Source organism: Halomonas sp. MS1, from assembly GCF_024182575.1.
Taxonomy (GTDB): Bacteria; Pseudomonadota; Gammaproteobacteria; order Pseudomonadales; family Halomonadaceae; genus Vreelandella.
Genome location: NZ_CP098926.1, coordinates 2,259,527 through 2,282,068 on the forward strand (window position 1 = coordinate 2,259,527; position 22,542 = coordinate 2,282,068).

A 22,542-nucleotide genomic window follows, 5' to 3' on the forward strand; every position below is an offset into this window, starting at 1 on the left:
TTAAGAGCTATCGCTTCAAAAACCATGCCTTCATTACGTTGGTAATCTGAGTGATGTCGGCGTCGGTAGCGATATAAGCGGGCATGGTGTAAAGCCAGCGGCCGATTGGGCGCAGCCACACACCTCGCTCGCGGGCGAACTGCCCGACACCTTTCAGTGCCTCGGCGGAGTGCGCTTCAATCACCGCGGTGGCACCCAGTACTCGCACATCGGCCACGGCTGGGTGGGCGTTCAGCGCGGAGTCGTCAATTAATGCTCGGCTAAGCTGTTGGCTGAGTGCCGCAATTTTATCCAGGTAGTGCTCCTCTTCAAACACGCGCAGGCTTTCCAGCGCGACGCGGCAGGCCAGCGGGTTGCCCATAAATGTCGGGCCGTGCATAAAGGCATGGTGGGCGCTGTCGCCAACAAATGCATCGTGAACGCGGTCGTTGGCTAGGGTTGCTGCATGGCCTAGATAGCCGCCGGTTAGTCCTTTAGAGAGCACCATAATATCTGGTGTCACGTCAGCGTGATTGGCAGCAAACAGCTTACCCGTGCGGCCAAAACCGGTGGCCACTTCATCAAAAATCAGCAGCACGCCAAACTCATCGCATAGCGCCCGTGCGCCGCGCAGGTAGTCAGGCGAGGTCATATTCAGCCCGCCTGCTGCCTGTAACAACGGCTCCATCAGCAGGGCAGCAATCTCATGGTGATGGCTCGCCAATACGTCGCGCAGCGCAGCTAAATCGTCGGCTACCTGTTCCGGTGTGGCGTTAAACGGTGCGGTGGGCGCGGGAGCGAAGTGGTGTTGGGGCAGCAGGCTGGCGAACAGGCTGTGCATGCCCTCTTCCGGGTCGCATACCGCCATACAGCCGGTGGTGTCGCCATGGTAGGCCTTCATTAACGAAAGCATCTTGCACTTTTCGGGGTGGCCGATGAGCACCTGGTACTGCAGGGCCATTTTCATCGCCACTTCCATCCCGACTGAACCGCTGTCGGAGTAAAACACGTGATTAAGGCCGTCAGGGGTGATGCGCACGAGCTCCCGAGCAAGCTGGTCGGCGGGATCATGGGTGAGGCCGCCGAGCATGACATGGCATAGCTCGCTTGCCTGTTCACGAATGGCCGCGACTAAACGTGGATGGCCATAGCCATGAATCATGCACCACCAGGAGCAGGTAGCGTCGAGCAGTTGCTCGCCGCTTTCCAGGGTGAAATGGCTACCGCTGCCGCCGACCACTTTAGGGGCGGGTGCTTGTGTTTTGAGGTGGGCGTAAGGGTGCCAAACGGGAGAACTCATAAAGCGGCTTCCTGATTCAAAACTGAAGTGTTGAGCAGTGCAGATAGTGAAAGCGCGTGGCGCGCATGGGTGGCATCGGCGGTGGCTAAATGAGGAATAATGCCTAGACATGGCGCGTTAAGGGCGTTTTTAAGCAGCGCGATATTGGACTCAAAGCGCGCTGTATCAGCGGCGAACTCAGGGTCCACCACACTGCCGACCCAACCCGCAAGGGTTAGGCCATCGGCAGCGATCACCTCCGCGGTAAGCCGCGCATGATTAAGACAGCCAAGCTTTAGCCCCACGACCAGAATGACTGGCAGCTGCATCATCCGCGGTATATCGGAAAAGTCGTTGTGCTCATTGAGTGGCACACGCCAGCCGCCAGCGCCTTCGATGAGCGTTAAATCGCGCGGCATGTCGTTTAGGGTGGCGGTAAGCGAGGCCACTACACTATTGACGTTAAGAGCGCGCCCCGCCTCGCTGGCGGCCAGATGTGGCGCAATAGCGGGCGCAAACGCCCACGGGTTAACGGTGGTGTAATCGACGGGGGGAGCGCTCTGTTGTTGTAGCGCCAACGCGTCGCTATTGCGCAGCCCATCCGCCGTGATGTGGCTGCCAGAGGCAATCGGCTTAAGCCCCAGCGTGCTGAGCTGCTGCTGTTTGGCAGCGCACAGCAGTGCGCTGGTGGCCAGGGTCTTACCTGCATCGGTATCGGTGCCGGTCACGAAATAGACGGTCATGGTGATTTTTCCAGGTGCAGGGTGATGCAGTGGTAGCTAACGGGGAGCCCTTGGGGTCCACGTAGCGTTTCAAAACGCTGGCGGGCGGCGACCAGGTCTCGGCGAGTAAGACGTGCCTTGGGCCGCGCCACCTGGGCGCCTACCCCCTTGATTGAAGCCATGACGGCAGTGAGATCGGGGTAGTAAAACCGCCGCCACTCGGTAATGCGATCAACCAGCGTTAAGCCGCTTAAGCCAACGGCGCGTTCAAGCGCTTGGGCATTCGGCGTTTGCAGTAATGCCTCCGGGCGCTGCCAAGCAGAGGCGACTTCTGCCAACGTGCCGGGTAAGAGTGTCGTGAGATGCACTTGGCCGCCAGGGGACAGTACTCGTTGAAGCTCGCGCATCACCGCATCGATATCGCGGCACCACTGGATGGCAAGGTTGGAAAAGACCAGATCAAAGGTGGCGCGCTCAAAAGGCAGCGCGGCGGCATCGCCTTGCTGCCAACGAATATGATGGCCATAGCGCGCCTGGGCATGGGCGAGCATGCCAGGGGCAATATCCAGCCCAGTGACGTTGGCATGGGGAAATTGAGTGGCTAGTCGCTGTGTCCAGACGCCAGTACCACAGCCAAGGTCGAGTATGTTGTCGGCATTAGGCGGAAGCGATGACCATAGCGTTTCCCCTATCTGGCGCTGAGCGCTGGCCAGCGCATCGTAGCGGGGTGCCGCGCGAGAAAAAGCGTGGGCGACTTTTGCCTGCCAGTTTGGCGTTGCCGTTAGGTACATACGTGCTCCTTGGCGACCAGTGCGGCCTGGGAAGCGATGGTCGCGACTAGTTGAGCAGGTTGGGAAAGCATCGGGCAGTGTCCTGCGTGGGCAAGGTTAATCGCCTGAGCGCGGGTGCTGGAAGATACTAACGGATCGTACTCGCCCACTAGCTGAATGACCGGACAGGGCGCCTCTTGCAAACGCTGGGTGTTATCCAGGGTGGCAAGCCAGTGAAGCCCTTGGGATAGGGTGCTGTTAGTAGCGCTGGGGGTGTCGCCCAACATGGCACGTAGCTGTTGGTGGGCGTGGCGAGCGTTAGGTTCGCCTTGGGTTTGCCAGCGTAAAAAATGCCGCCAGGTGGCGTCGGGGTCGCGGCTAAAGGCGCGCTGAAAGCTGGCAAGCTCGGCTTTGCTCACGCCGTCATCGCTACAAAATTGCCCGCCTGTGCCAATCAGCACCAAGCCGCGTGGTGCAGGCAGCTTATCGAGCAGCGCGCTGGCTAACAGCCCGCCCAGCGACCAGCCAACCCATACGGCGTCGCTGGGTAGTTGGTCGGCCATGGCGCTGGCAAGGGTATCAAGGGTGGCCGGTTCAGCCAGGGCAGGGGTATCGCCATAGCCCGGCCAGTTCACCGTGTGCACCTCAGTATGGGCGGACCAGTAGGTGTCCAACGGCTGCCAGATACGCTGATCGATCCCCCAGCCCGACAGCAGCACAAGACGTTGAGGGGCGTCTAGGCGGGACATGCTGCTTCCTCACTCTGACAGGCGCTCAGCCCTTCAATAAGCCGATCAATATCGCCTGGAGTGTGGCGGGCACTCAGCGTAATGCGCAGCCGTGCGGCACCATTAGGTACCGTGGGTGGACGAATCGCCCCGACGTGAATACCCCGTTGGGCGAGCTTAGCCGCCCAAGCCATGGTGCGTGGCTCGTTGCCGAGTAACAGCGGTTGAATAGGTGTATGGGAGTCGGCAAGGGGCAGCCCGAGCGCTTGGGCCTGCTGGCGAAAATAGTTGATATGGCGCGTAAGCTGTAGGCGGTGTTCAGGCTCGCGCTGCACGATAGCCAGCGCTTCCAGGGTCGCTGCGGCAATGCTGGGGGGCTGGGCCGTGGTATAGATATAGCTGCGAGCAAACTGGGTGAGGTGCTCAATCAGCGCCGCGTCACCGGCCACAAACGCGCCAGCGGTGCCCAGTGCTTTGCCCAGTGTACCCACCAAAATAGGCACCGCTTGGCTATCAAAACCTGCCACACAGCCGCTGCCGTTAGCGCCTAACACGCCCAGACCGTGAGCATCATCGATCATTAGCCAGGAGTTGTGTTGCTGGCTGACGTGGGCAAGGGTGGCAATATCGGCAACGTCGCCATCCATGCTGAACACGCCGTCGCTGACCACCAGCTTATGGGGGGCGGAACTGCGCGCCAACAGACGTTCAAGATCAGCGCTATTGCGGTGATGAAATCGTCGCGAGCGAGCGCCGCTTAGCGTTGCACCATCGAGTAGCGAGGCATGGTTCAAACGGTCTTGAAAGAGGGCAGTGTGCGGGTCAGCGAGCGCCTGCAACACGCCAAGGTTAGCCATATAGCCAGTGGAAAACAGTAGTGCACGCTGTCGTCCGGTCCACTCGGCTAGGGCGTCTTCCAGTGCGTCGTGAACTTCCAAGTGGCCGCTGACCAAGTGCGACGCGCCCGCGCCTGCGCCAAAGCGGCGCGCACCCTCTGCCTGGGCAGCTTGCACGCGTGGATCATGAGCCAGCCCGAGATAGTCATTGCCGGCAAAGTCCAGCGTGCCAAGGGTATTCACTCGTCGGTGCCGCCAGCGCTGTTGATCAACACGCTGCTGACGGGCGCTGGCTAGCCGCTGCTGCCACGCGTCAGACACTGGCATCTACCGCCAGTGCTGCTGCCCGCTCTGCCTGGGCGCGCTGCTGAGCTTGTTGGGTGAGTCGCTCGGTGTGAGTGGCTTCATCTTCGCAGGTATCACGGCGTTCTGGGTGCAGGCCTAATTTTGCAAATAGCGCGCGGTCGCGGTCTGCCTGAGGATTGCCGGTGGTGAGCAGTTTGTCGCCGTAGAAGATCGAGTTGGCTCCCGCCAAAAATGCCAGTGCTTGAGTCGACTCACTCATCTGCTCGCGGCCAGCGGAAAGCCGCACATGGCTTTGCGGCATCATAATCCGCGCCACCGCGATGGCGCGGATAAACTCAAGTGGGTCCAAGTCTTCGACGTTCTCCAGCGGAGTGCCCGGTACCTTAACCAGCATATTAATGGGCACGGATTCTGGGTGCGGTGATAACTTCGCCAACTGCTGTAACAGCGCGCTGCGGTCTTGCGCGCCTTCGCCCATGCCTAAAATGCCGCCGGAGCATACTTTCATGCCCGCTTCACGCACGGTGGCCAGGGTGTCCAGGCGGTCGCTGAAGGTACGGGTGGTGATGATTTCAGCATAAAAGTCGGGGGAGGTATCCAGGTTATGGTTGTAGTAATCCAACCCGGCAGCCGCCAAACGGCTGGCTTGATCACCGTCGACCATGCCTAGCGTCATGCAGGTTTCCAGCCCCAAGGCTTTTACTTGGCGAACCATCTCTTCGACCAGCAGTAAATCTTTGTCCCGCGGGCTGCGCCATGCCGCGCCCATACAGAAACGGCTAGCGCCAGCTTCTTTGGCAGCCTTGGCCTGGGCAACGACCTTTTCGATTTCCAGCAGTTTCTCTTTTTCGAGTTGGGTATTGTAGTGACCGGACTGCGGGCAATATTTGCAGTCTTCCGGGCAAGCCCCCGTTTTAATCGACAGCAGGGTCGAGACCTGCACCGCGTTAGCATCAAAGTGGGCGCGATGCACTTGCTGAGCTTTAAATAGCAGGTCGTTGAAGGGCAGTGCGAACAGCGCATTAATCTCTTCCAGCGTCCAGTCGTGGCGCGGGGCGGCGGCATTGAAAGCGGTGGCGGTCACGGGTAAACCTTTTTTCTTTTGAAAGTTGACGAGACTCTAGCGGCGTTACGCTTTTGGTGTCAACTATTCGAAGCGCGTTGGTTTACTACGAATGGTTTTAGAGAGCTGGGGTTCGTCATGGTGGCCGGGCTGCTTTATACTCGGCGCCCTTTGTTATCCGTCTTTTGTTAATCGCCCTTTATGAATTGGAGCGCGGATGTCCGACGCTACGTCACAGCCCCCTGAGTCTTCTTCATTGACTGACTACGACCCTGCTACGGGGCATCCGCGTCCACCTCGGCGTGAATTTAAAGCACGGGGCAGTTTTGTCACACGCTGCGAAGGGTGCAATCTTCCTGAGCTCAACTGTCTGTGCCCTTATCAGGTGAAAGCGGATAGCACCGCCCAGGTATGGCTGTTGACCCACTCTATAGAACACTACAAGCCGACCAATACGGGGCGGTTAATTGGCGATGTGCTGACGCAAACCAGAGTGTTTACCTGGTACCGCACCGCGCCGGACGAAGAGTTAGCCGCGCTGCTTGAAGATCCGCGCTACGCGCCTTTTGTGATCTTCCCAGATGACCAGCCCGACTACGCGGACCGTGTGGTGGACATTAATGCTGTGCACGCTGTAAAGCAGCAGGCGCGTATTCCGGTATTTGTGATTTTAGATGGCACTTGGCGCCAAGCGCGGCGAATGTTCCGCAAGAGTCCTTATCTGGATGCGCTGCCGGTACTACCGCTGCGCACTGAGCGGGAAACACGCTATCGGTTACGCAAACCCGCCTCAAAAGCGCACCTGTGTACGGCAGAAGTTGCCATTGAACTGCTGCGCCAAAGTGGTGATGAAAATGCCGCTGATGTGCTAGACGATTACTTTGATGTATTTAACGATAGCTACGCTGAAAGCCGTTACTATCGCAAAATTGCTGAACCAACCGCTGCCATGCAGCGGCTATTAGATCGCAAGGGTTAGCGCTGAGCACCCGGTAGCCAGCGAAGCATCACTTTACGTACCCAGTACCAGCGGTTAATCAACAGGGCGGTAAAAATCAGGCTACAGCCAAGCAGCTGTAGCAGGGTCATGGTTTCGCCAAACCACCATGCGGCGAATAGGGCGGTCCACACGGCTTCAAGCATTAAGATAACTGCCGCGTGGCTAGGTGTGGTCATGCCCTGGGCTTTGATTTGCAGAAAGAAGCGCAGCGAACTTGCCAGCAGCACGCTGGCCATAAACCAGCCCAGAATTGAGGGGCTGAGCGCTAGCGGCTGATCCTCGGCGAACAAGGATAGGCAGGTCAGTACGCTGCCCACCGAGAGCAACTGTAGTGTGGTGAGCGGTAGCGCTGGCACGTTGCGCACCACGCGAGTATTGACGTTGATCAGTAGCGCGAAGCAGAGCGCCGCGCAGACCATTAGCAATTGACTAGCTTCTACTTTGAACCCTGCGTTTAGCGACAGGAGGGCAAAGCCCAGTAGCGCTACTGGCAGGGCGATCCAGGTAGAGCGTGGCGGACGGTCGCCAAACAGCAACCGTGCTACAACGGGTACCAGCAAAATTCCCAAGCTGTTGATAAACGCGCTTTCGCCCAGGTGGTCAGAGTAATTTAACCCCAGAATCCAGAAGGCCATCGCGGTGCTGAACAAACAGCCTACCAGTACGCCGCGTCTTATCCTACGCGCGGGTAAGCGCCTTAGGGCAGGCCAGGCGAAGGGTAGGAGTATCAGTCCTGCCAGTAAAAAGCGCGTACCAATAAACAGTAACGGTGGCATGCCCGCTAACGCTTCTTTAGAAAAAATCCAGCCGCCAGCGGCTACCACCGTTACCAGCAATAGCAATGCATCAGCTTGCCATGGCGCTTGTTTGATCGTACTCACGCGGTGCCGCTACCGAACAGTGCACCGGCAATTCTAAAGCCTGCTACCCAGGTACCCACCGCAGAGCCTAATGTTGCCAAAATAAACACCAGCAACGTACGGGAGACGCGATTTTTCCACCAACCTTTGAGCTCGGTGACATCATGGCGTAGTGTCGAAAAGTCGCGCACCTTCGGTTTGCGCATATAGAGTTCGACCCCTGCAGCGACAAAGCCTGCACCAATGGTGGGGTTAAGCGAGGTCAGTGGGGCGGCAAAGAAGGTGGCAATCACCGTCACAGGGTGCGCAAGGGCTGCTATCGTCGCGCCGCCGGATAAAATGCCATTGATTAAAAACCACTCAATGACCAACTGCCAGCCAAGCTCAGTATTGCGCGAAAAGCCGATCACAAAACCGGTGATAACCAGCGCGGTAATCAGCCAAGGGGCAGCTTTCCAGAGTTTAGACGGTGGCGGTGTTGCCTCCAGCGATTCACGCTCAGTGGTAGGGTTTTCAGGAAGCGGTGCTTCCAGGTGTTCACCGGTGCCTTTTAAATGCCCGGCACCCAGCACCACTAACACGTTTTGATAGCGCCCAGGCGGCGCTTCTTCAGCTAAGCGCAGTGCCATATAGCGGTCGCGTTCGCGAATAAGCGGGGTATAGAGTGCTTCTGATTCGGCAGCAAATTCGCTGAAAGTGGCCTCCAGCATATCGCCTTCTTTGAGCTTTTCGATGTCCTCTTTGGAAACATCTTGGCGCGACATTACGCTGCCAATTAGCCCCGAAAATAGCGAGAAGCGTTGCCACCAAGGGACATTGCGGTAAATGCGCTTTAATGTAATGCCAACGTCACGATCGACCAACATTAAAGGCAGCTTGTGGGTACGGCACTCTTCTACTGCTGCACGCATTTCAGCGCCAGGCTGAATACCTGACTGCTCAGCAATCCGTTGCTGAAACGCACCAAGCGCCAGGCTTGCCGCTACCATGCCCGCTTTGCCCTGTTTAAATACCTGAAAAAGATCCTGTTCCCCCATGGCATCGGGGTTGTCCATGCTGTGATGACGTGCGTCGCATAGCTCAATGGCAACGGCGTCGAAAGTGCCACTGTTGATTAATTGGCGAACGTCATCGGCACTTTCGGCAGAGACGTGAGCGGTGCCGAGCAGGGTGTAACGGGTGCCGCCAACGGTGACGGTTTTTAACGGGCCGCTGGTCTTAGGCTGCGCGTTGGGTTCTTGCGCCAGCGGTGTTGTATCGTCATGGATCATTAATGTGTCTCAATTTGAATAGAAAGCATTGATACGTGTTTAACGACGCCAGAAGGCGGGTGTAAATAGCACAAGTACCGTGAAAATTTCCAAGCGGCCCAGCAGCATCGCGAGCACCAAAATCCACTTGGCTAGGCTGGGCAAGTCGCCGTAATGGCTGCTAGCTTCGCCTAGTGCTGGGCCTAAATTATTTAGTGCAGAGCCAACGGTTGACCAAGCGGTAACTTGGTCAACACCTGTTGCCATAACGCCCACCAGCATCAAGAAAAATAGCATGACGTAGGCTGAGAAAAAGCCCCATACCGCCTGGGCGATGCTGTCGGGAACACTAACCTTGCCCACTTTAACGGCAATGACTGCATTGGGGTGAATAAGGCGCATGACTTCACGCATACCCTGCTTCAAGATCAGAATAATGCGGATTACTTTCATGCCGCCCGCCGTCGAACCGGAACAACCACCTACAAAGGCGGCGACAAATAACAGAAACGGTAACGCACCTGGCCAGCCTGAAAAGTCGGCAACTGCAAATCCTGCAGTGGTGGCGACAGAGACAACTTCAAATAGCGCGTGTCTAAGACCTTCAACATCGTCGTAGGTGTCCGTGAGCCACAAAGTAATCACGGTGATCGTGGTTAACCCAGCAAGAAATATCATTAAAAAGCGCGCTTCAGGGTCCTGAAAGTAGTGCAGCAAGCGCTTTTCACGCCAAGCAATAAAGTGCAGGCTAAAGCTGAATGCTGAGATCAGCATAAAGCCAACGCAAATCAGCTCAATGGCGGCACTGTCAAAGTAGCCGATGCTGGCGTCATAGGTCGAAAATCCGCCAATAGCGACGGTCGAAAAGCTGTGTCCCAAGGCATCGAACCAGCTCATCCCCGCCAACATGTAAGCGACCATACAGGCCAGCGTTAGCGTTGCGTAGATGTACCACAGTGCTTTAGCGGTTTCGGTAATTCGCGGCGTCAGCTTTGAATCCTTTAGCGGCCCAGGAATTTCAGTACGGTACAGGGCCATTCCCCCGACACCCAAGGTGGGCAAAATGGCCACCGCTAACACTACAATCCCCATGCCGCCTAACCACTGCAACTGCTGGCGATAGTAAAGAATGGATTCTGGCAGAAAATCGATGCCAGTAATGACGGTTGCACCAGTCGTGGTGAGTCCGGAAAACGATTCAAATACTGCATCGGTGACACCGAGCGAGCCTTCACCAAACAGCATCAGTGGTAGCGAGCCGAAGAGTGCCAGTACGGTCCAAAACATGGCCGCAATAATAAAACCGTCGCGAATCCGTAGCTCTTTATGGGCGCGGCGATTGGGTAGGAAAAGCAGTAAGCCCGTTATCACTGAAATGGCGATGCCGCTCATAAAAGCGTGCCAAACACCGTCGCGAAACCAAAGCGATATCAGCATGGGTGGCAACATGGTGAGGCTAAATAGCATCAACAGTAGCCCTAAAATGCGTAGTATGACCCGCAAACTCATAGCAGTGGTTGCCTCATAGCGGTGGCCTGTTTTCTTGAAGAGCGTTGCCTAGAAGGCCATTGCCTAGAAGAACGTTAATCCCACTTGGAACAGCCGCTCCACGTCACGAATGCGCCGCTTATCAATCACGAACAGAATGACGTGGTCGCCGCTCTCTACCATCACATCCCCATGGCCAATCATGACCTCTTTGCCTCGCACAATGGCACCAATGGTGGTGCCTTCAGGCAGATTGATCTCAGCAATGGTCCGGCCCACCACTTTGGACGACTGCTTGTCACCGTGGGCGATCGCCTCGATGGCTTCCGCAGCGCCACGGCGCAGTGAGTGTACATTGACAATATCGCCGCGGCGGACGTGAGTAAGCAGGCTACCGATGGTTGCTTGCTGGGGTGAAATGGCGATATCGATTTCGCCCCCCTGAACCAAGTCCACGTAGGCAGCGTTGTTAATCAGCGTCAGTACCTTCTTGGCGCCCAAGCGTTTGGCCAGCAGCGACGACATAATATTGACCTCGTCGTCGTTGGTCAGAGCACAAAAGATATCGCAGTCTTCGATGTTCTCTTCTTCCAGCAGCCGCTTGCTGGTGGCGCTGCCGTGTAGCACCACCGTTCGGTCAAGCCGCTCGGAAAGCGCAGTACAGCGCTCTAAACTGTGCTCGATAATCTTAACCTGATGGCTGTGCTCCAGGTGCTCGGCTAAGCGTTCACCGATATTCCCCCCTCCGGCAATCACCACCCGCCGGAAATCCCGTTCAACGCGGCGTAGTTCGCTCATTACCGCGCGAATATCACGCCGTGCCGCCAGGAAAAACACCTCGTCGTCGGCTTCAATCACCGTATCGCCACGGGGAATAATCGGTCGGTTGCGGCGATAAATTGCCGCCACGCGTGTTTCCACATTGGGCATGTGCTTGGCTAAAAAGGCTAAATCCTGTCCCACCAACGGGCCACCATAGAACGCCTTGACCGCCACTAACTGCACCAAACCACCGGCAAATTCCAACACCTGCAGCGCACCCGGGTGCTCAATCAGGCGGCGAACATGATCCGTAACCACTTGTTCAGGGCTGATCAGTACATCAATAGGGATCGCTTCGTGGGCAAACAGCCCCTTACGGGTGAGGTAGGCGGTTGAGCGTACGCGGGCAATTTTGGTAGGCGTGCGAAACAGGGTATGGGCGACTTGGCAGGCGATCATGTTGATTTCATCGGTGTTGGTCACCGCAATCAACATATCGGCGTCTTCACAGCCCGCCTGACGCAGCACAATGGGATACGAAGCCGCGCCCGTCACGGTGCGAATATCCAGTTTAGTGTGCAGCTCGCGCAGTTTCGCGCCGTCGGTATCGACGACAGTAATATCGTTTTCCTCGCGGGCAAGGTGCTCCGCTAGGGTGCCGCCGACCTGGCCGGCGCCGAGAATGATGATTTTCATTGCTAAGCATCGGTTCCGTTGTAAGCGCCAGCGCGTTCTCGGCAAGAGATATGTGCGCTGCAATAAAGACGGCGGCCAGTGTAAACCAGCCGCCGTTGAAAAGCAGGTAGGGATTACTCGAGTGTGAAGCCAACTTTTATCGTGACCTGCCAGTGAGCGACACGGCCGTCCTCGATATGGCCACGAGTGTCGGTGACTTCGAACCAGCGTAAGTTATGAATGGTTTCTGATGCTTTGGCGAGGGCACTTTGCACAGCTTCTTCAATTCCCTTTTCAGAAGAACCGGTTAGCTCGATATGCTTATAAGTGTGAGTACTCATAGTGTCTCCATCCTTGTCATCGGTTCACCACCCCGGTAGGGGCGGTATATTAAGCAGTACGCTTCTCTAGTCTGGCATAAAAAAAGCCATCATGACTGCTTTGCGCGGGAAACAGTTGACGTCCTTGGCCACTCGGTTCGCCCCAGGCTACGTCATTTGGCGTGGTGACTTCTGCATCGGGCGTGCGGTCAAGAAATGCCTTGATTTGCTCAGCGTTTTCCTCGGGCAGCACTGAACAGGTGGCGTATAGCAAGGTACCGCCTGGGCGGAGTAGTGGCCAAAGATTATCCAGCAGTTGGCGCTGTAGCTTAGCGAGCTGGCGAATATCCTCTTTACGGCGCAGTTTTTTAATGTCGGGGTGACGACGAATAACGCCCGTGCCAGAACAGGGCGCATCAAGCAAAATCGCGTCGAAAGGCGCGCCGTCCCACCAGTCTTGCTGGGTAGCATCAGCGTGCTGCAGTTCTGCCGTTAAGCCTAGGCGGTTCAGTGTATCGTCTACACGGCCTAGGCGCTGGTTGTCGCTATCAATGGCCGTCAGAGCAATATCAAACTGCTCTAATAGGTGGGCAGTTTTACCGCCAGGCGCACAGCAAGCATCGAGAACGTGGGCGCCTGGGCGGGGGGCTAATGCAGGCCCTAACAGTGCGGCAGAAAGCTGAGCCGCTTCGTCTTGGACGCTGACATGACCTTCTTCAAAGCCGGGAAGTATGGAGACATCACAGGGTGCATCCAAGGTAATGCCATCCGGCGCGTGTAGGCATAGGTGCCCACTTAACCCCTGCTCAGTCAGCTGTTGTAAATAGGCTTCACGGTCGTTGTGGTGCTGATTGACTCTCAGCGTCATGGGGCCTGGTTCATTGTTCGCTGCGGCAATGGCGCGCCACTGTTCAGGCCAAGCGCTGCGTAACGCATTAAGCAGCCAGGGCGGGTGCTCCAGGGCAACGCTCTCATCTAGGTCAACGGCGGCTTGAAGCGCTTCGGATTCACGCTGGAGGCGGCGCAGGCAGCCGTTAAGCACTCGGGTAGCCCACTCTTTGCCTAGCAGGCGAGCGGCGCCAGCGGTTTCGCCAACCGCTGCGTGGGCCGGAATACGCATATAAAGCAGCTGGTAGATGCCCACCAGTAACAAGGCGTGAACATCACTATCGCGCTTTTTAAAAGACTGCTTGAGCAGTGTTCTGGCCAACGCTTCCAGGCGCGGCAAGCGTCGGCAGGTACCGTAACATAGCTCTTTTAACAGGCTGCGATCGCGGGCAATCACACTGTGCTCATCTAGCCCGGCCAGTGAGCCTTGGTCAGTCAAAACAGGGACTAGTGCGCGGGCGGCCGCGGCGCGAACTTCCTGGCCGCTGCCGCCTTTGGGTGGGCGATTCTGGCTCATTCACTAACTCCTTGATGAGCGGCGGCGTGCCCAAGGCGTGCGCCGACGGTAAGCGGGGTTTGACGGGCGTTAAGCAGGTCGCGCACGGCCATCGCTTTACCACCAGGTAACTGGGCATGGCTAACGCACAGTACTTCTTGGCCTTGCTCGCCACAGGCAATGCGTAGGTGATCCTCGCCATGTTGGAGTAGTGTGCCGGGCGTAGTGGGAGGCTGTTCACCTGGTTCAACACTGGCCATCAACAAACGTAAGCGATCATTGCCTAACGTGCACCAAGCCACTGGCCACGGGTTAAACGCACGGATTTTGCGCGCCAGTTGTTCAGCGGGCTGATGAAAGTCCAGCTCGGCTTCCGCCTTGCTGAGCTTGGCGGCGTAGGTGACGCCCTCGTCAGGCTGAGGTGTTGCTTTTAAATCGTTGCTGTCCAGCGCATCCAGCACGTTAATCAGCGCATTCGCCCCTTGAATGGCCAGCCGATCATGCAAGTCTCCGCCCGTGGTGCGCGAGGTGATCGGCGTACGAACTTCATACAGCATCTCACCGGTATCCAGGCCCGCATCCATTTGCATAATGGTAACGCCTGATGCGCTATCACCGGCTTCAATGGCGCGTTGGATAGGGGCGGCACCTCGCCAGCGTGGTAGCAGCGATGCGTGCACGTTGATGCAGCCTAAACGGGGAATGTCGAGCACGGCCTGTGGTAGTAAGAGCCCGTAAGCAACGACAACCATTACGTCGGCATTCAATGCTGCTAATTCCGCTTGGGCATCAGTGCCTTTTAAGCTGACGGGCTGGTAGACAGGTAGCCCATGCTCAACAGCGAGCTGCTTGACGGGGCTGGGGGTGAGCTTGCGCCCGCGGCCTGCTGGGCGGTCAGGTTGAGTATAGACCGCTACCACTTGATGCTGACTTTCGAGCACGGCAGCAAGGCTTGAAGCGGCGAAATCCGGCGTGCCAGCAAAAACAACGCGCAACTGTGACATGGTGATGACTACCTAGCATTGAAGGGGGAAAGTAATCGTGTGCCGTGGGGGAAACAAATAAAGGCCGAGAAGCAACGCTACAACGCACCAGGAATAACATTCTGTGCGCTTGCAGCGTGTCAGCTCGGCCAGCAATAACACGGCGTAGGTCGGTTTATGCGTCGTGTAATAGCTTGTGGCGTTTCTGCATCTTTTTCATCACTCGGTCACGCTTTAGGGGTGATAAGTAGTCAACAAAAAGCACGCCTTCCAAATGGTCATACTCATGCTGAATGCAGTGGGCTAATAAACCATCGGCCTCTAACTCGTAGGGCTCACCACTACGATCTAGCGCGTTCAGCTTTACTTTTAAATAACGCGGTACTTCCGCGTAGTATTCCGGAATGGATAGGCAGCCTTCAGAAAGCGGCTCTTTTTCGTCACCAATCGGCTCGTAGCGCGGATTAATAAGTACGAGCGGCTGCGAGTTATCGTCGCTGACATCCATTACTACGACACGTCGATGAACATCGATTTGTGTCGCTGCAAGGCCGATGCCGCGCGCGTCGTACATGGTCTCCAACATATCGTCGACGAGCTGGCGGACCTCATCGTCAACGGTTTCCACCGGTGCAGCCTTGGTGCGCAGGCGCTCGTCGGGGAATTCGAGAATAGGAAGTTTGGCCATGGCGTTACAATCACCGTTATGCTGAGTCTTTAATATGAGCAGGCCTTGCCACCTGTGTTGGCAGACCTAAGTGCTTTACTATCGGCCACTATATCATGCTGTAAGCGTTCCTGGGCACGTACAACGCCATGCAGCTCCCCTCAACGGCTTCACCCATAACTGACAAGAGAGCACAGGATGGTGGTGAAAAGGGCAGTGGCGAAAAGGTTTCTTTATTATAGCGCGTCGTTGGCATGTTTGACGCTTATGACGACCGCCGCATTGGCGTGGGAATCTCCGCAGCGGGTGGTAAAGCTTTCTCCCCAAATGCGCGCCGTTCCTCAGCAACAGGCAATGGCGCCGCTGCCGATGGAAACGATTCAGGCGTTTTTGCGAGAGCATCGCGTCGTAGAACCAGGCGCGCCTATACGGGAACTGGCCTACGTCGTGGGCGGTGAGAATCGACGCTTGATGAGTGGCGCAGGCGATATGCTGTATGCGCGCGGCGTACTACCGTCCAGCGCGCGTTTAGGTATTTATCGTCCGGGCGAGCGTTATGTTTCCGCTGAGGGTACTCCGTTAGGTACGGAGTTAATCAATATTGGCGAAGCGCGCCAGCTCAGCAGAGAGGGAGAGATTGCCCGCCTAGAAGTACTTAGCGCCTACCAGGAGGTGCGTAATAACGATATTTTGCTGCCGCTTGATGCCCCGTTGTTTGAATCTCAGTCGTCAGAAAGTAGTTTTCAGCCTCGTTTACCGTTGAACGATGTCGCAGGCCAGATTATTGCGGTACCAGGCGGAGTGCGCTTTATTGGACGCTTACAAATAGTGGCACTGGATATTGGTACTCAGGATGGCTTGCAGCCCGGTCATGTATTACATGTTGGCCAGCAGGGCGAACTTGTTAATGACCCGCGTAGCCAGGAGCTTCTGCAACTTCCCGCCACTGAGGCGGGAAGCGTCATGGTGGTAAAGCCGTATAGCCTGATGAGCTATGCGTTGGTGATGCAGGCATCGAACGTTTTAGCGGTTGGAGACCGGGTACACACGCCGATACGCTAAACACCATACAACTAACAGGGGATAGGTATGGATGCCAAGGAGTGGCTAGTGGTGAATGAGCTACCGGGTATGGGGGCGCTTCGCACCGCAGCGCTGGCCGCCAAACAGCCTCAATGGCCCCATGGCTGGCTTGCTGGGCTGCCCAGCAATGCCGCGAGTGCGCTGCGGCTTTGGTTGGCGCAGCCAGAGCGAAGCCCGTTGCAGCAGGCAGTCGACCATACCTTCGCATGGCTGGCGGCCGCGCCTAATCGCCATTTGCTCCATCGCAATCATCCCGCATGGCCTGAGTTGCTCGATCAATTGCCGGACCCACCTGTGGTGCTGTGGGCACAAGGTGATCTTAGTGCACTAGATGGCCCAAAACTGGCTATGGTGGGCACTCGGCGTCCCACTGCTGAAGGAAGCGGTAATGCTCAGGCGTTTGCCAGAGAGCTTGTTAATCGCGGCTGGTGCATCGTCAGCGGTATGGCTCTCGGGGTTGATGGTGTCGCACAGCGTGCAGCGTTAGCAGCAGGTGGGCAGTCGATTGCAGTGCTTGGCTGTGGCGTTGATGTCATTTATCCGCCCCGTCACCGTGATTTACATGAGCAGCTAAGTAGCGTGCCAGGAGGCTTGTTATTATCCGAGCATCCGCCAGGAACCGTTGCTCGGCCAGCCTTCTTTCCTCGACGGAACCGAATTGTGACCGGCCTTTCATTAGGTACGTTAGTGGTCGAAGCGACTGAGAAGAGCGGCTCATTGGTAAGCGCACGATTAGCCCTTGAGCAAGACCGTGAGCTGTTTGCACTGCCTGGGTCGCTACATAACGTGCAGGCTCGTGGTTGCCTGCAGTTATTACGTAGCGGTGCGACGCTGGTGCGTCATGTGGACGATATTTTAGAAGAGTTGCAGCACTGGGCTGAACGCTATATGCCAACCGGTCCACGTGCTATCGCTGACAACGTAAGCCTTGATTTGCCTATCGAAAACGATGAGCCCAAGGACAATCTACTAAGCGCGCTGGGCGCAACGCCAACGCCAATTGATATATTGGTTCAGAGCGCGGGCCTTACGGTCAGTGAATGCCAACAACGGTTATTGATGCTGGAACTTGATGGCAAAGTGGCGCAGCAAGCGGGCGGCTGGGTGCGTTTAGCGCGGCCATGGTAGGATGTAAGTAACCGTTTTTCATCTACTGAAGATGTATCAATCTCAGGTGATGAGGGGCCGCGTTTGTAACGAGGAGCATCTATGAAATCGGCTGTTGAGGTTAAAGAGGCGGTACGAGCATTAAAAGAGGGGGGCGTTATCGCCTGCCCCACCGAAGCAGTCTGGGGGCTGAGCTGTGACCCAGATAACGATGAAGCGTTAGCGCATTTGATGCGTATGAAAGAGCGTGATCCAGCCAAAGGGGTGATTCTTGTTGCTGCGAATATTCAGCAATTTCAGCCTTGGCTAAACCAACTGCCCGTTGCGCTGCATGCACCCTTAGCGGCCAGCTGGCCTGGCCCTAATACCTGGCTAGTGCCTGACAATGGCCGTAGTCACGGTCTAGTGCGCGGTGCCCATCAAAGTGTGGCTCTGCGGGTGACCGACCATCCGCTGATGAAGGCGCTCTGTGAGGCCTTTGGTGGCCCGCTCGTCTCTACCTCCGCTAATCGCGCGGGCGACCCACCCGCCATGAGCGCTGACGAAGTCGCGTCCATTTTCGGTGAGGAGGTCGCCGCGATTGTCGCGGGTGAGCTTGGAGGAAACGCAAAGCCCAGCACTATCAAAGACCTGGTGACGGGCAAAGTAATGCGTTCATAGCGAAGCGCCTTGAGCTGTCTCTGCCGTTGACTACTTACCAATCACACTTATACCCAACCTCTTTGGAGTTACTGTGGCTCACGAGCACCTAGACGACGTTAAACATTACCTTCTGGATCTACAGGAGCGGTTGTGCGCCGGGCTTGCCGCTGCTGATGGAAAAGCGACATTTAAAGAAGATAGCTGGCAGCGTGAAGAAGGCGGTGGCGGACGTTCAAGGGTCATCGAAGAAGGCGCTGTTTTCGAAAAAGGTGGTGTTAATTTCTCGCATGTTTACGGGGCTCAGTTGCCCCCCTCGGCGACGGCTGCACGACCGGAACTAGCCGGACGCAGCTTTCATGCGGTGGGTGTTTCCTGGGTGCTCCATCCTGAAAATCCTAATGTGCCGACAAGTCATGGAAACGTGCGCTTTTTTATCGCTGAAAAACAGGGTGAGGCGCCGGTATGGTGGTTTGGTGGCGGCTTTGATCTAACGCCTTACTACCCGGTGTTTGAAGATGTTGTGCACTGGCATCGGGTTGCCCAGGCTGCCTGTGTGCCATTTGGCGAAGAGGTATATCCGCGCTACAAAGCGTGGTGCGATGAGTATTTCTATCTTAAGCATCGCGACGAGACACGTGGTGTTGGTGGGCTGTTTTTCGATGATTTAAATGAAGGCAGTTTCGACGACTGTTTTGCTTTTCAGCGTGCGGTGGGCGATAGCTTTCTGGACGCCTACGTACCGATTGTAGAGCGCCGTAAGGGTGATGCCTGGGGTGAAAAAGAGCGTGATTTTCAGCTTTATCGCCGCGGCCGCTATGTAGAATTTAACTTAGTGTGGGATAGGGGCACTCTGTTTGGCTTGCAAAGCGGCGGGCGCACCGAATCCATCTTGATGTCGATGCCGCCGCTAGCCCGTTGGGAGTACGCATTTACACCGCCCGAGGGCAGCCGAGAGGCTAAATTGCACGACTACTTGGTACCACGCGACTGGCTAGCCGAAGCCACCCAGTTGGGTAAAGTGTAAGGAGCCTGTATGACCGACCGTTACTGCGTGTTTGGAAACCCGATTAAGCACTCTAAGTCGCCATTAATTCACGAAGAGTTTGCTAGCCAAACTCAGCAACCTATGACCTATACCGCCGAACTTGCACCGGTGGAAGGTTTTGCCAGTGCCTGGCGAGAGTTTGTGGCAGCGGGTGGCCGAGGGGCGAACGTGACCGTCCCGTTCAAAGGCGATGCCTTTGCGCTGTGCGATACCCTGAGCCACCGTGCCAAGCGTGCTCAGGCAGTGAATACACTAATTGTCGGCGGCAATGGCCGTACTTACGGTGACACCACGGATGGCATTGGACTTGTGCGTGACCTTGGATACCATCACGTACCCATTAAGGATAAACGCGTGCTGGTGATCGGTGCCGGTGGTGCAGTGCGTGGCGTGCTTGAGCCGTTGCTTGCCGAGCAACCTCGTGACGTTGTTATCGTCAATCGAACGGCGGAAAAAGCCGTCCAATTAGCAGACGCATTTGCCGACTTAGGCACTCTTCATGGCGGTGGATTTGAGACGTTAGAAGGCCAGTTTGATTTGGTGATCAATGGCACCAGCGCTAGCCTTACGGGTGATTTGCCGCCGCTGCCGGATAACTTATTTAACCAGGGTGCTTGGGCCTACGACATGATGTATGGCTCGGAACCCACGGTGTTTTTGCAGTGGGCAGGGCCACGCGGCGCCAAGTTGCTCGATGGCCTGGGTATGCTGGTTGAACAAGCTGCTGAATCTTTCTTTTTATGGCGTAACGTGCGGCCCGCAACAGCCCCGGTGCGTACACTATTAAGGCAATCGTTGAACGTCGCCAGTGACTAGCTAGCTTTCGATTGCTCAACAAAGAAAAGGCAGCCATTGCGGCTGCCTTTATTGGTTAATGCTGGTTGTTCTCGCGTGTTTAGCGAGATTTGGTGTAAAAGCCAATCATGCACATAACAAGACCAACCACAGAGACCAGCATGCCACCGTTGACCAGTAGCGGTGAGCGTTCAAGCCACGATACAAAGGGCTGCGGCGTGTCACGGCACGCATTTGTCAGGTAGTCCCAGTGCCCCCCGTCGAGCTGGCAAGCGCGTACGTCACCAAGTTCCCAGAAATAGACGCCCAGTAACACTAAAATCGGTAAGACAAGCAGCAATAAACCAAGTCGAATCATTCAAACCTCAATATTAAGGTACTTAGGGGCGTGGGCAGTTGGGGGTGCGGCCGTTATTGCGTGCCTGCTCGTAGCTTGCCATGGCGTTATTCATGCTGGCTTGAAGCCCTTCGATACGCTGGCCTTCACTTGGGTGCGTCGACATCCAGGCGGGTGGGGCGCCACCGCCGGAGGCCGCCTGCATATTTTCCCAAACGGTAACGCTTTCTCGTGGGTCAAAACCTGCCTGAGCCATCAACTGGAGACCGATAACATCGGCTTCACTTTCATGACTACGGGAGAATGGCAGCGCAATTCCGTATTCCGCTCCCATCCCCAGTACCCCCATTAGCTGTTGGCCACCAGGAGTTTGCATGCCTGAGGTGCTGGCAAGCACCGATAAACCAAGTGACGTTGCGCTTTTTGTTGAGGCGCGTTCGTTGGCATGATTCGCAATGACGTGACCAATTTCGTGGCCGACAACCGAGGCAAGCTGGTTTTGATTGGTGGCGATATCAAGCATGCCCGTATTCACACCCATGTAGCCACCGGGCAGCGCAAAGGCGTTGGGCTGTTCAGATTCAAAGACACGGATTTGCCAATCAAGATTACGCTGTTCGGCTGGCAATACTTCTACAATGGCATCTGCGATGCACTGTACATAGCGGTGGCTTGCCTGACCTGCGGTGGGAATATCTTGTTGATACTGCGCAAAGGCTTGCTGGCCCATTTGATTAAGCTGATCATCTGAAAGCAGCAGCAACTGAGAGCGGCCGGTAGGTGACGTGGAGCATGCTGCGACAGAAGCACACAGTGCAGCAACAGCCAGGGGGCGAAGCCAGCGCATAAGCGGTTTCCTTATAGACGAGTAGGGATCTTTGCACACAAGATAACCACTGTCAGTGGTAAATCAACTCATATCATAACGCACTCTGAGGACAATCATGGATGCTGAATTGAGCCACCGCTTAACGCGGTTGCTGGACCACGTAGAACATTGGTTGCCGCCTGTACCGACCCAGGTGGATTGGGACAAGCATGTGGCGGCTATTTGGCAGCGCCATCCGTTAGGTGGTCGCTTGGTTCCCGTGCCACCGCGCGACACGATGACACTGGATGATCTGTTAGGCATCGAGCGTCAAAAATTAGCGTTAGTCGATAACACCCGTGCATTTTTGCAGGGGCTACCCGCCAACCATGGTTTGCTGTGGGGATCACGTGGCAGCGGGAAATCATCGGTGATTCGTGCGCTGCTTAACTCGTTGGCGAATGATGGGCTGCGCTTGATTCAAGTGGATCGCCACGATTTGGGTAGTCTGCCGATATTGGTAGAACAACTGCGCGATACGCCGCATCGTTTCGTGGTGTATTGCGACGATCTTTCATTTGAAGGTAATGATGATGCTTACAAGGCGCTAAAAAGCGTCTTAGACGGCGCCTTAACGGGGCCGCCGGAAAACGTCTTGTTGTATGCCACTTCTAACCGCCGCCATTTACTGCCGGAATCCATGGACGACAATAGCGGTACGCGTCTCGTGGGTGAAGAGCTACATCACGGTGACGCTGTTGAGGAAAAGATCTCGTTGTCGGATCGCTTCGGCTTATGGTTAGGTTTTCATCCTTTCAGCCAAGCGACTTACTTAGAGGTCTGTGAGCACTGGGTGGCTCGTATTGGTGATAAGCAGGATTGGAGCGAGGCCGCACGGGCAGAAGCGGTTCGTTTTGCAACACTAAGAGGAGGGCGTAGTGGCCGAACGGCTTGGCAGTTTGCAGCCCAGTGGGTGGGCCGCAAACGGCTTCATGGAGGAAGTCGTCAGGCTTAACGCACAGGCGTTAACTGGCCGTCGGCGCCTACGTTCAGGCGAATGGTCGGCGTTAAAAGCCCTGCAGGTAATGTCATACCCAGTCCACGCAGGTCTCCTGGCGTGATAGAAAGCTCACTGCCAGGCGGTAGTGAGCCCTGGGTGGCTAACTGACTGGCGAGTTCTAGCATTGGCATCATGCGCTGGGTGTCGGTAGCCAGGATGTCAAACGATACCGGTAGACGTAACGTTGAGTCTGCCCCTGATGTTAGTGTTACATCCTCTTGATATTGGCCTTGCACTGGATCGACCCCCGGCATATCGAGCATCCAACGGAAACCCGACATCTCAACAGCGGGCATACCGGTAGGTAATCCAAGGCCCATCGCTAAGGTGGCCTGAACGGGCAAGCTGCCAGCGCCAAGGCTAGACGCAAGCAAACTTGTCAGGTCGCTAGTATCAAGCCCTGCTTGCACGTTATAAGGGCCAATACGCACCTCTTCAATGCCCAGCGATGTTACCGCCAAGCGAAAGGCAAATAAGCCTGTTTGGGGCAGGGCAAGGCAACCTGCTAGCAAGCTTGCCATCAGCAGCAAGAGCAAGCCGCGCCCGCGTTTAATTGCGTAGTGCATTAATAATATCTCTCCTAAGAAGGGCAA

General features: G+C 56.1%; 24 protein-coding genes. 7 read left to right on the forward strand and 17 right to left on the reverse strand.

All coding sequences use genetic code 11. The annotated features are described in order from the left end of the window. Positions 1-7 precede the first annotated feature (7 nt). The 6 genes from bioA to bioB are packed head-to-tail and all read right to left on the reverse strand — an operon-like array spanning position 8 to position 5,704. Entirely contained in the window at positions 8-1,279 is a 1,272-nt protein-coding gene (gene bioA, locus NF683_RS10275) for an adenosylmethionine--8-amino-7-oxononanoate transaminase (protein WP_253921843.1), read from the reverse strand. Continuing rightward, entirely contained in the window at positions 1,276-2,001 is a 726-nt protein-coding gene (gene bioD, locus NF683_RS10280; RefSeq protein WP_253921844.1) for a dethiobiotin synthase, read from the reverse strand. Before bioD ends, bioA begins: the two co-directional genes overlap by 4 nt. Continuing rightward, entirely contained in the window at positions 1,998-2,771 is a 774-nt protein-coding gene (gene bioC, locus NF683_RS10285) for a malonyl-ACP O-methyltransferase BioC (protein WP_253921845.1), read from the reverse strand. The genes bioD and bioC overlap by 4 nt, the downstream gene beginning before the upstream one ends. After that, the gene (locus tag NF683_RS10290) at positions 2,762-3,499 is read right to left on the reverse strand and encodes an alpha/beta fold hydrolase (RefSeq protein WP_089039164.1); all 738 of its coding nucleotides are present in this window, start codon (positions 3,497-3,499) and stop codon (positions 2,762-2,764) included. The genes bioC and NF683_RS10290 overlap by 10 nt, the downstream gene beginning before the upstream one ends. Next, a complete protein-coding gene (bioF, locus tag NF683_RS10295) occupies positions 3,487-4,641 on the reverse strand; it encodes an 8-amino-7-oxononanoate synthase (protein ID WP_089039163.1) in 1,155 nt (384 codons plus the stop codon). Before bioF ends, NF683_RS10290 begins: the two co-directional genes overlap by 13 nt. Next, a complete protein-coding gene (gene bioB / locus NF683_RS10300; protein WP_089039162.1) occupies positions 4,628-5,704 on the reverse strand; it encodes a biotin synthase BioB in 1,077 nt (358 codons plus the stop codon). The genes bioF and bioB overlap by 14 nt, the downstream gene beginning before the upstream one ends. Before the next feature lie 196 nt (positions 5,705-5,900). Between bioB and NF683_RS10305 the strand changes: the two genes are divergently transcribed. After that, positions 5,901-6,662 (forward strand): tRNA-uridine aminocarboxypropyltransferase, encoded by a 762-nt coding sequence (locus NF683_RS10305; RefSeq protein ID WP_089039161.1) that lies wholly within the window; start codon positions 5,901-5,903, stop codon positions 6,660-6,662. Here NF683_RS10305 and NF683_RS10310 read toward each other — a convergent pair. The 8 genes from NF683_RS10310 to def form a co-directional block, all read right to left on the reverse strand. Continuing rightward, complete coding sequence (locus NF683_RS10310) at positions 6,659-7,564, reverse strand: DMT family transporter (RefSeq protein ID WP_089039160.1); 906 nt, start codon at positions 7,562-7,564, stop codon at positions 6,659-6,661. The two genes, NF683_RS10305 and NF683_RS10310, sit on opposite strands and share 4 nt — an antisense overlap. Beyond that, the gene (locus NF683_RS10315) at positions 7,561-8,814 is read right to left on the reverse strand and encodes a TraB/GumN family protein (protein WP_089039159.1); all 1,254 of its coding nucleotides are present in this window, start codon (positions 8,812-8,814) and stop codon (positions 7,561-7,563) included. The genes NF683_RS10310 and NF683_RS10315 overlap by 4 nt, the downstream gene beginning before the upstream one ends. A gap of 39 nt (positions 8,815-8,853) precedes the next feature. Further along, entirely contained in the window at positions 8,854-10,302 is a 1,449-nt protein-coding gene (locus NF683_RS10320; RefSeq protein ID WP_089039158.1) for a TrkH family potassium uptake protein, read from the reverse strand. 63 nt (positions 10,303-10,365) lie between these two features. Continuing rightward, positions 10,366-11,739 (reverse strand): Trk system potassium transporter TrkA, encoded by a 1,374-nt coding sequence (trkA, locus tag NF683_RS10325; RefSeq protein ID WP_089039157.1) that lies wholly within the window; start codon positions 11,737-11,739, stop codon positions 10,366-10,368. Positions 11,740-11,852: 113 nt separating this feature from the next. Further along, complete coding sequence (locus NF683_RS10330) at positions 11,853-12,059, reverse strand: dodecin (protein WP_038481393.1); 207 nt, start codon at positions 12,057-12,059, stop codon at positions 11,853-11,855. A gap of 49 nt (positions 12,060-12,108) precedes the next feature. Then, a complete protein-coding gene (gene rsmB / locus NF683_RS10335) occupies positions 12,109-13,443 on the reverse strand; it encodes a 16S rRNA (cytosine(967)-C(5))-methyltransferase RsmB (RefSeq protein ID WP_089039156.1) in 1,335 nt (444 codons plus the stop codon). Beyond that, positions 13,440-14,426, reverse strand: a complete 987-nt coding sequence (fmt, locus tag NF683_RS10340; RefSeq protein WP_089039155.1) for a methionyl-tRNA formyltransferase — start codon at positions 14,424-14,426, stop codon at positions 13,440-13,442. The genes rsmB and fmt overlap by 4 nt, the downstream gene beginning before the upstream one ends. Positions 14,427-14,580: 154 nt before the next feature. Beyond that, the gene (def, locus tag NF683_RS10345; RefSeq protein WP_038481402.1) at positions 14,581-15,093 is read right to left on the reverse strand and encodes a peptide deformylase; all 513 of its coding nucleotides are present in this window, start codon (positions 15,091-15,093) and stop codon (positions 14,581-14,583) included. Between the two features lie 177 nt (positions 15,094-15,270). On the opposite strand from def, the gene NF683_RS10350 reads away from it, so the two are divergent. The 5 genes from NF683_RS10350 to aroE all read left to right on the forward strand — a co-directional run bounded on the left by NF683_RS10350 (position 15,271) and on the right by aroE (position 19,765). Continuing rightward, a complete protein-coding gene (locus NF683_RS10350) occupies positions 15,271-16,134 on the forward strand; it encodes a peptidoglycan-binding protein (protein WP_089039154.1) in 864 nt (287 codons plus the stop codon). Positions 16,135-16,161: 27 nt separating this feature from the next. Next, on the forward strand, positions 16,162-17,283 hold the full coding sequence (gene dprA, locus NF683_RS10355; protein ID WP_089039153.1) for a DNA-processing protein DprA: 1,122 nt from the start codon (positions 16,162-16,164) through the stop codon (positions 17,281-17,283). 81 nt (positions 17,284-17,364) lie between these two features. Then, positions 17,365-17,922 carry an L-threonylcarbamoyladenylate synthase gene (locus NF683_RS10360; RefSeq protein ID WP_038481410.1) on the forward strand — a complete coding sequence of 186 codons (558 nt, stop codon included), beginning with the start codon at positions 17,365-17,367 and terminating at the stop codon, positions 17,920-17,922. A gap of 73 nt (positions 17,923-17,995) precedes the next feature. Continuing rightward, entirely contained in the window at positions 17,996-18,928 is a 933-nt protein-coding gene (gene hemF, locus NF683_RS10365; protein ID WP_253921846.1) for an oxygen-dependent coproporphyrinogen oxidase, read from the forward strand. Positions 18,929-18,937: 9 nt separating this feature from the next. Beyond that, a complete protein-coding gene (aroE, locus tag NF683_RS10370; RefSeq protein WP_253921847.1) occupies positions 18,938-19,765 on the forward strand; it encodes a shikimate dehydrogenase in 828 nt (275 codons plus the stop codon). Between the two features lie 79 nt (positions 19,766-19,844). Here aroE and NF683_RS10375 read toward each other — a convergent pair whose 3' ends face one another. Next, on the reverse strand, positions 19,845-20,102 hold the full coding sequence (locus tag NF683_RS10375) for a hypothetical protein (protein ID WP_038481419.1): 258 nt from the start codon (positions 20,100-20,102) through the stop codon (positions 19,845-19,847). A 22-nt stretch (positions 20,103-20,124) separates the two neighbouring features. Then, positions 20,125-20,928, reverse strand: coding sequence for a M48 family metallopeptidase (locus NF683_RS10380; protein ID WP_253921848.1), 804 nt, complete (start codon positions 20,926-20,928; stop codon positions 20,125-20,127). Between the two features lie 97 nt (positions 20,929-21,025). Here NF683_RS10380 and NF683_RS10385 point away from each other — a divergent pair, with 97 nt between their 5' ends. Continuing rightward, entirely contained in the window at positions 21,026-21,904 is an 879-nt protein-coding gene (locus tag NF683_RS10385; RefSeq protein ID WP_253921849.1) for an ATP-binding protein, read from the forward strand. Here NF683_RS10385 and NF683_RS10390 read toward each other — a convergent pair. Beyond that, the gene (locus tag NF683_RS10390; RefSeq protein WP_089039148.1) at positions 21,901-22,515 is read right to left on the reverse strand and encodes a hypothetical protein; all 615 of its coding nucleotides are present in this window, start codon (positions 22,513-22,515) and stop codon (positions 21,901-21,903) included. The genes NF683_RS10385 and NF683_RS10390 overlap by 4 nt on opposite strands. Positions 22,516-22,542: the final 27 nt, after the last annotated feature.

Coding starts and splice junctions, on each gene's coding strand:
- rsmB (WP_089039156.1), bottom strand. CDS start 13,443: ATGAGCCAGAATCGCCCACCCAAAGGCGGCAGCGGCCAGGAAGTTCGC.
- bioF (WP_089039163.1), bottom strand. CDS start 4,641: ATGCCAGTGTCTGACGCGTGGCAGCAGCGGCTAGCCAGCGCCCGTCAG.
- def (WP_038481402.1), bottom strand. CDS start 15,093: ATGGCCAAACTTCCTATTCTCGAATTCCCCGACGAGCGCCTGCGCACC.
- NF683_RS10385 (WP_253921849.1), top strand. CDS start 21,026: ATGGATGCTGAATTGAGCCACCGCTTAACGCGGTTGCTGGACCACGTA.
- NF683_RS10360 (WP_038481410.1), top strand. CDS start 17,365: ATGAAATCGGCTGTTGAGGTTAAAGAGGCGGTACGAGCATTAAAAGAG.
- dprA (WP_089039153.1), top strand. CDS start 16,162: ATGGATGCCAAGGAGTGGCTAGTGGTGAATGAGCTACCGGGTATGGGG.
- NF683_RS10380 (WP_253921848.1), bottom strand. CDS start 20,928: ATGCGCTGGCTTCGCCCCCTGGCTGTTGCTGCACTGTGTGCTTCTGTC.
- bioC (WP_253921845.1), bottom strand. CDS start 2,771: ATGTACCTAACGGCAACGCCAAACTGGCAGGCAAAAGTCGCCCACGCT.
- NF683_RS10350 (WP_089039154.1), top strand. CDS start 15,271: ATGGTGGTGAAAAGGGCAGTGGCGAAAAGGTTTCTTTATTATAGCGCG.
- bioD (WP_253921844.1), bottom strand. CDS start 2,001: ATGACCGTCTATTTCGTGACCGGCACCGATACCGATGCAGGTAAGACC.
- NF683_RS10390 (WP_089039148.1), bottom strand. CDS start 22,515: ATGCACTACGCAATTAAACGCGGGCGCGGCTTGCTCTTGCTGCTGATG.
- bioA (WP_253921843.1), bottom strand. CDS start 1,279: ATGAGTTCTCCCGTTTGGCACCCTTACGCCCACCTCAAAACACAAGCA.
- NF683_RS10305 (WP_089039161.1), top strand. CDS start 5,901: ATGTCCGACGCTACGTCACAGCCCCCTGAGTCTTCTTCATTGACTGAC.
- trkA (WP_089039157.1), bottom strand. CDS start 11,739: ATGAAAATCATCATTCTCGGCGCCGGCCAGGTCGGCGGCACCCTAGCG.
- NF683_RS10330 (WP_038481393.1), bottom strand. CDS start 12,059: ATGAGTACTCACACTTATAAGCATATCGAGCTAACCGGTTCTTCTGAA.
- NF683_RS10290 (WP_089039164.1), bottom strand. CDS start 3,499: ATGTCCCGCCTAGACGCCCCTCAACGTCTTGTGCTGCTGTCGGGCTGG.
- fmt (WP_089039155.1), bottom strand. CDS start 14,426: ATGTCACAGTTGCGCGTTGTTTTTGCTGGCACGCCGGATTTCGCCGCT.
- aroE (WP_253921847.1), top strand. CDS start 18,938: ATGACCGACCGTTACTGCGTGTTTGGAAACCCGATTAAGCACTCTAAG.
- NF683_RS10320 (WP_089039158.1), bottom strand. CDS start 10,302: ATGAGTTTGCGGGTCATACTACGCATTTTAGGGCTACTGTTGATGCTA.
- NF683_RS10315 (WP_089039159.1), bottom strand. CDS start 8,814: ATGATCCATGACGATACAACACCGCTGGCGCAAGAACCCAACGCGCAG.
- NF683_RS10375 (WP_038481419.1), bottom strand. CDS start 20,102: ATGATTCGACTTGGTTTATTGCTGCTTGTCTTACCGATTTTAGTGTTA.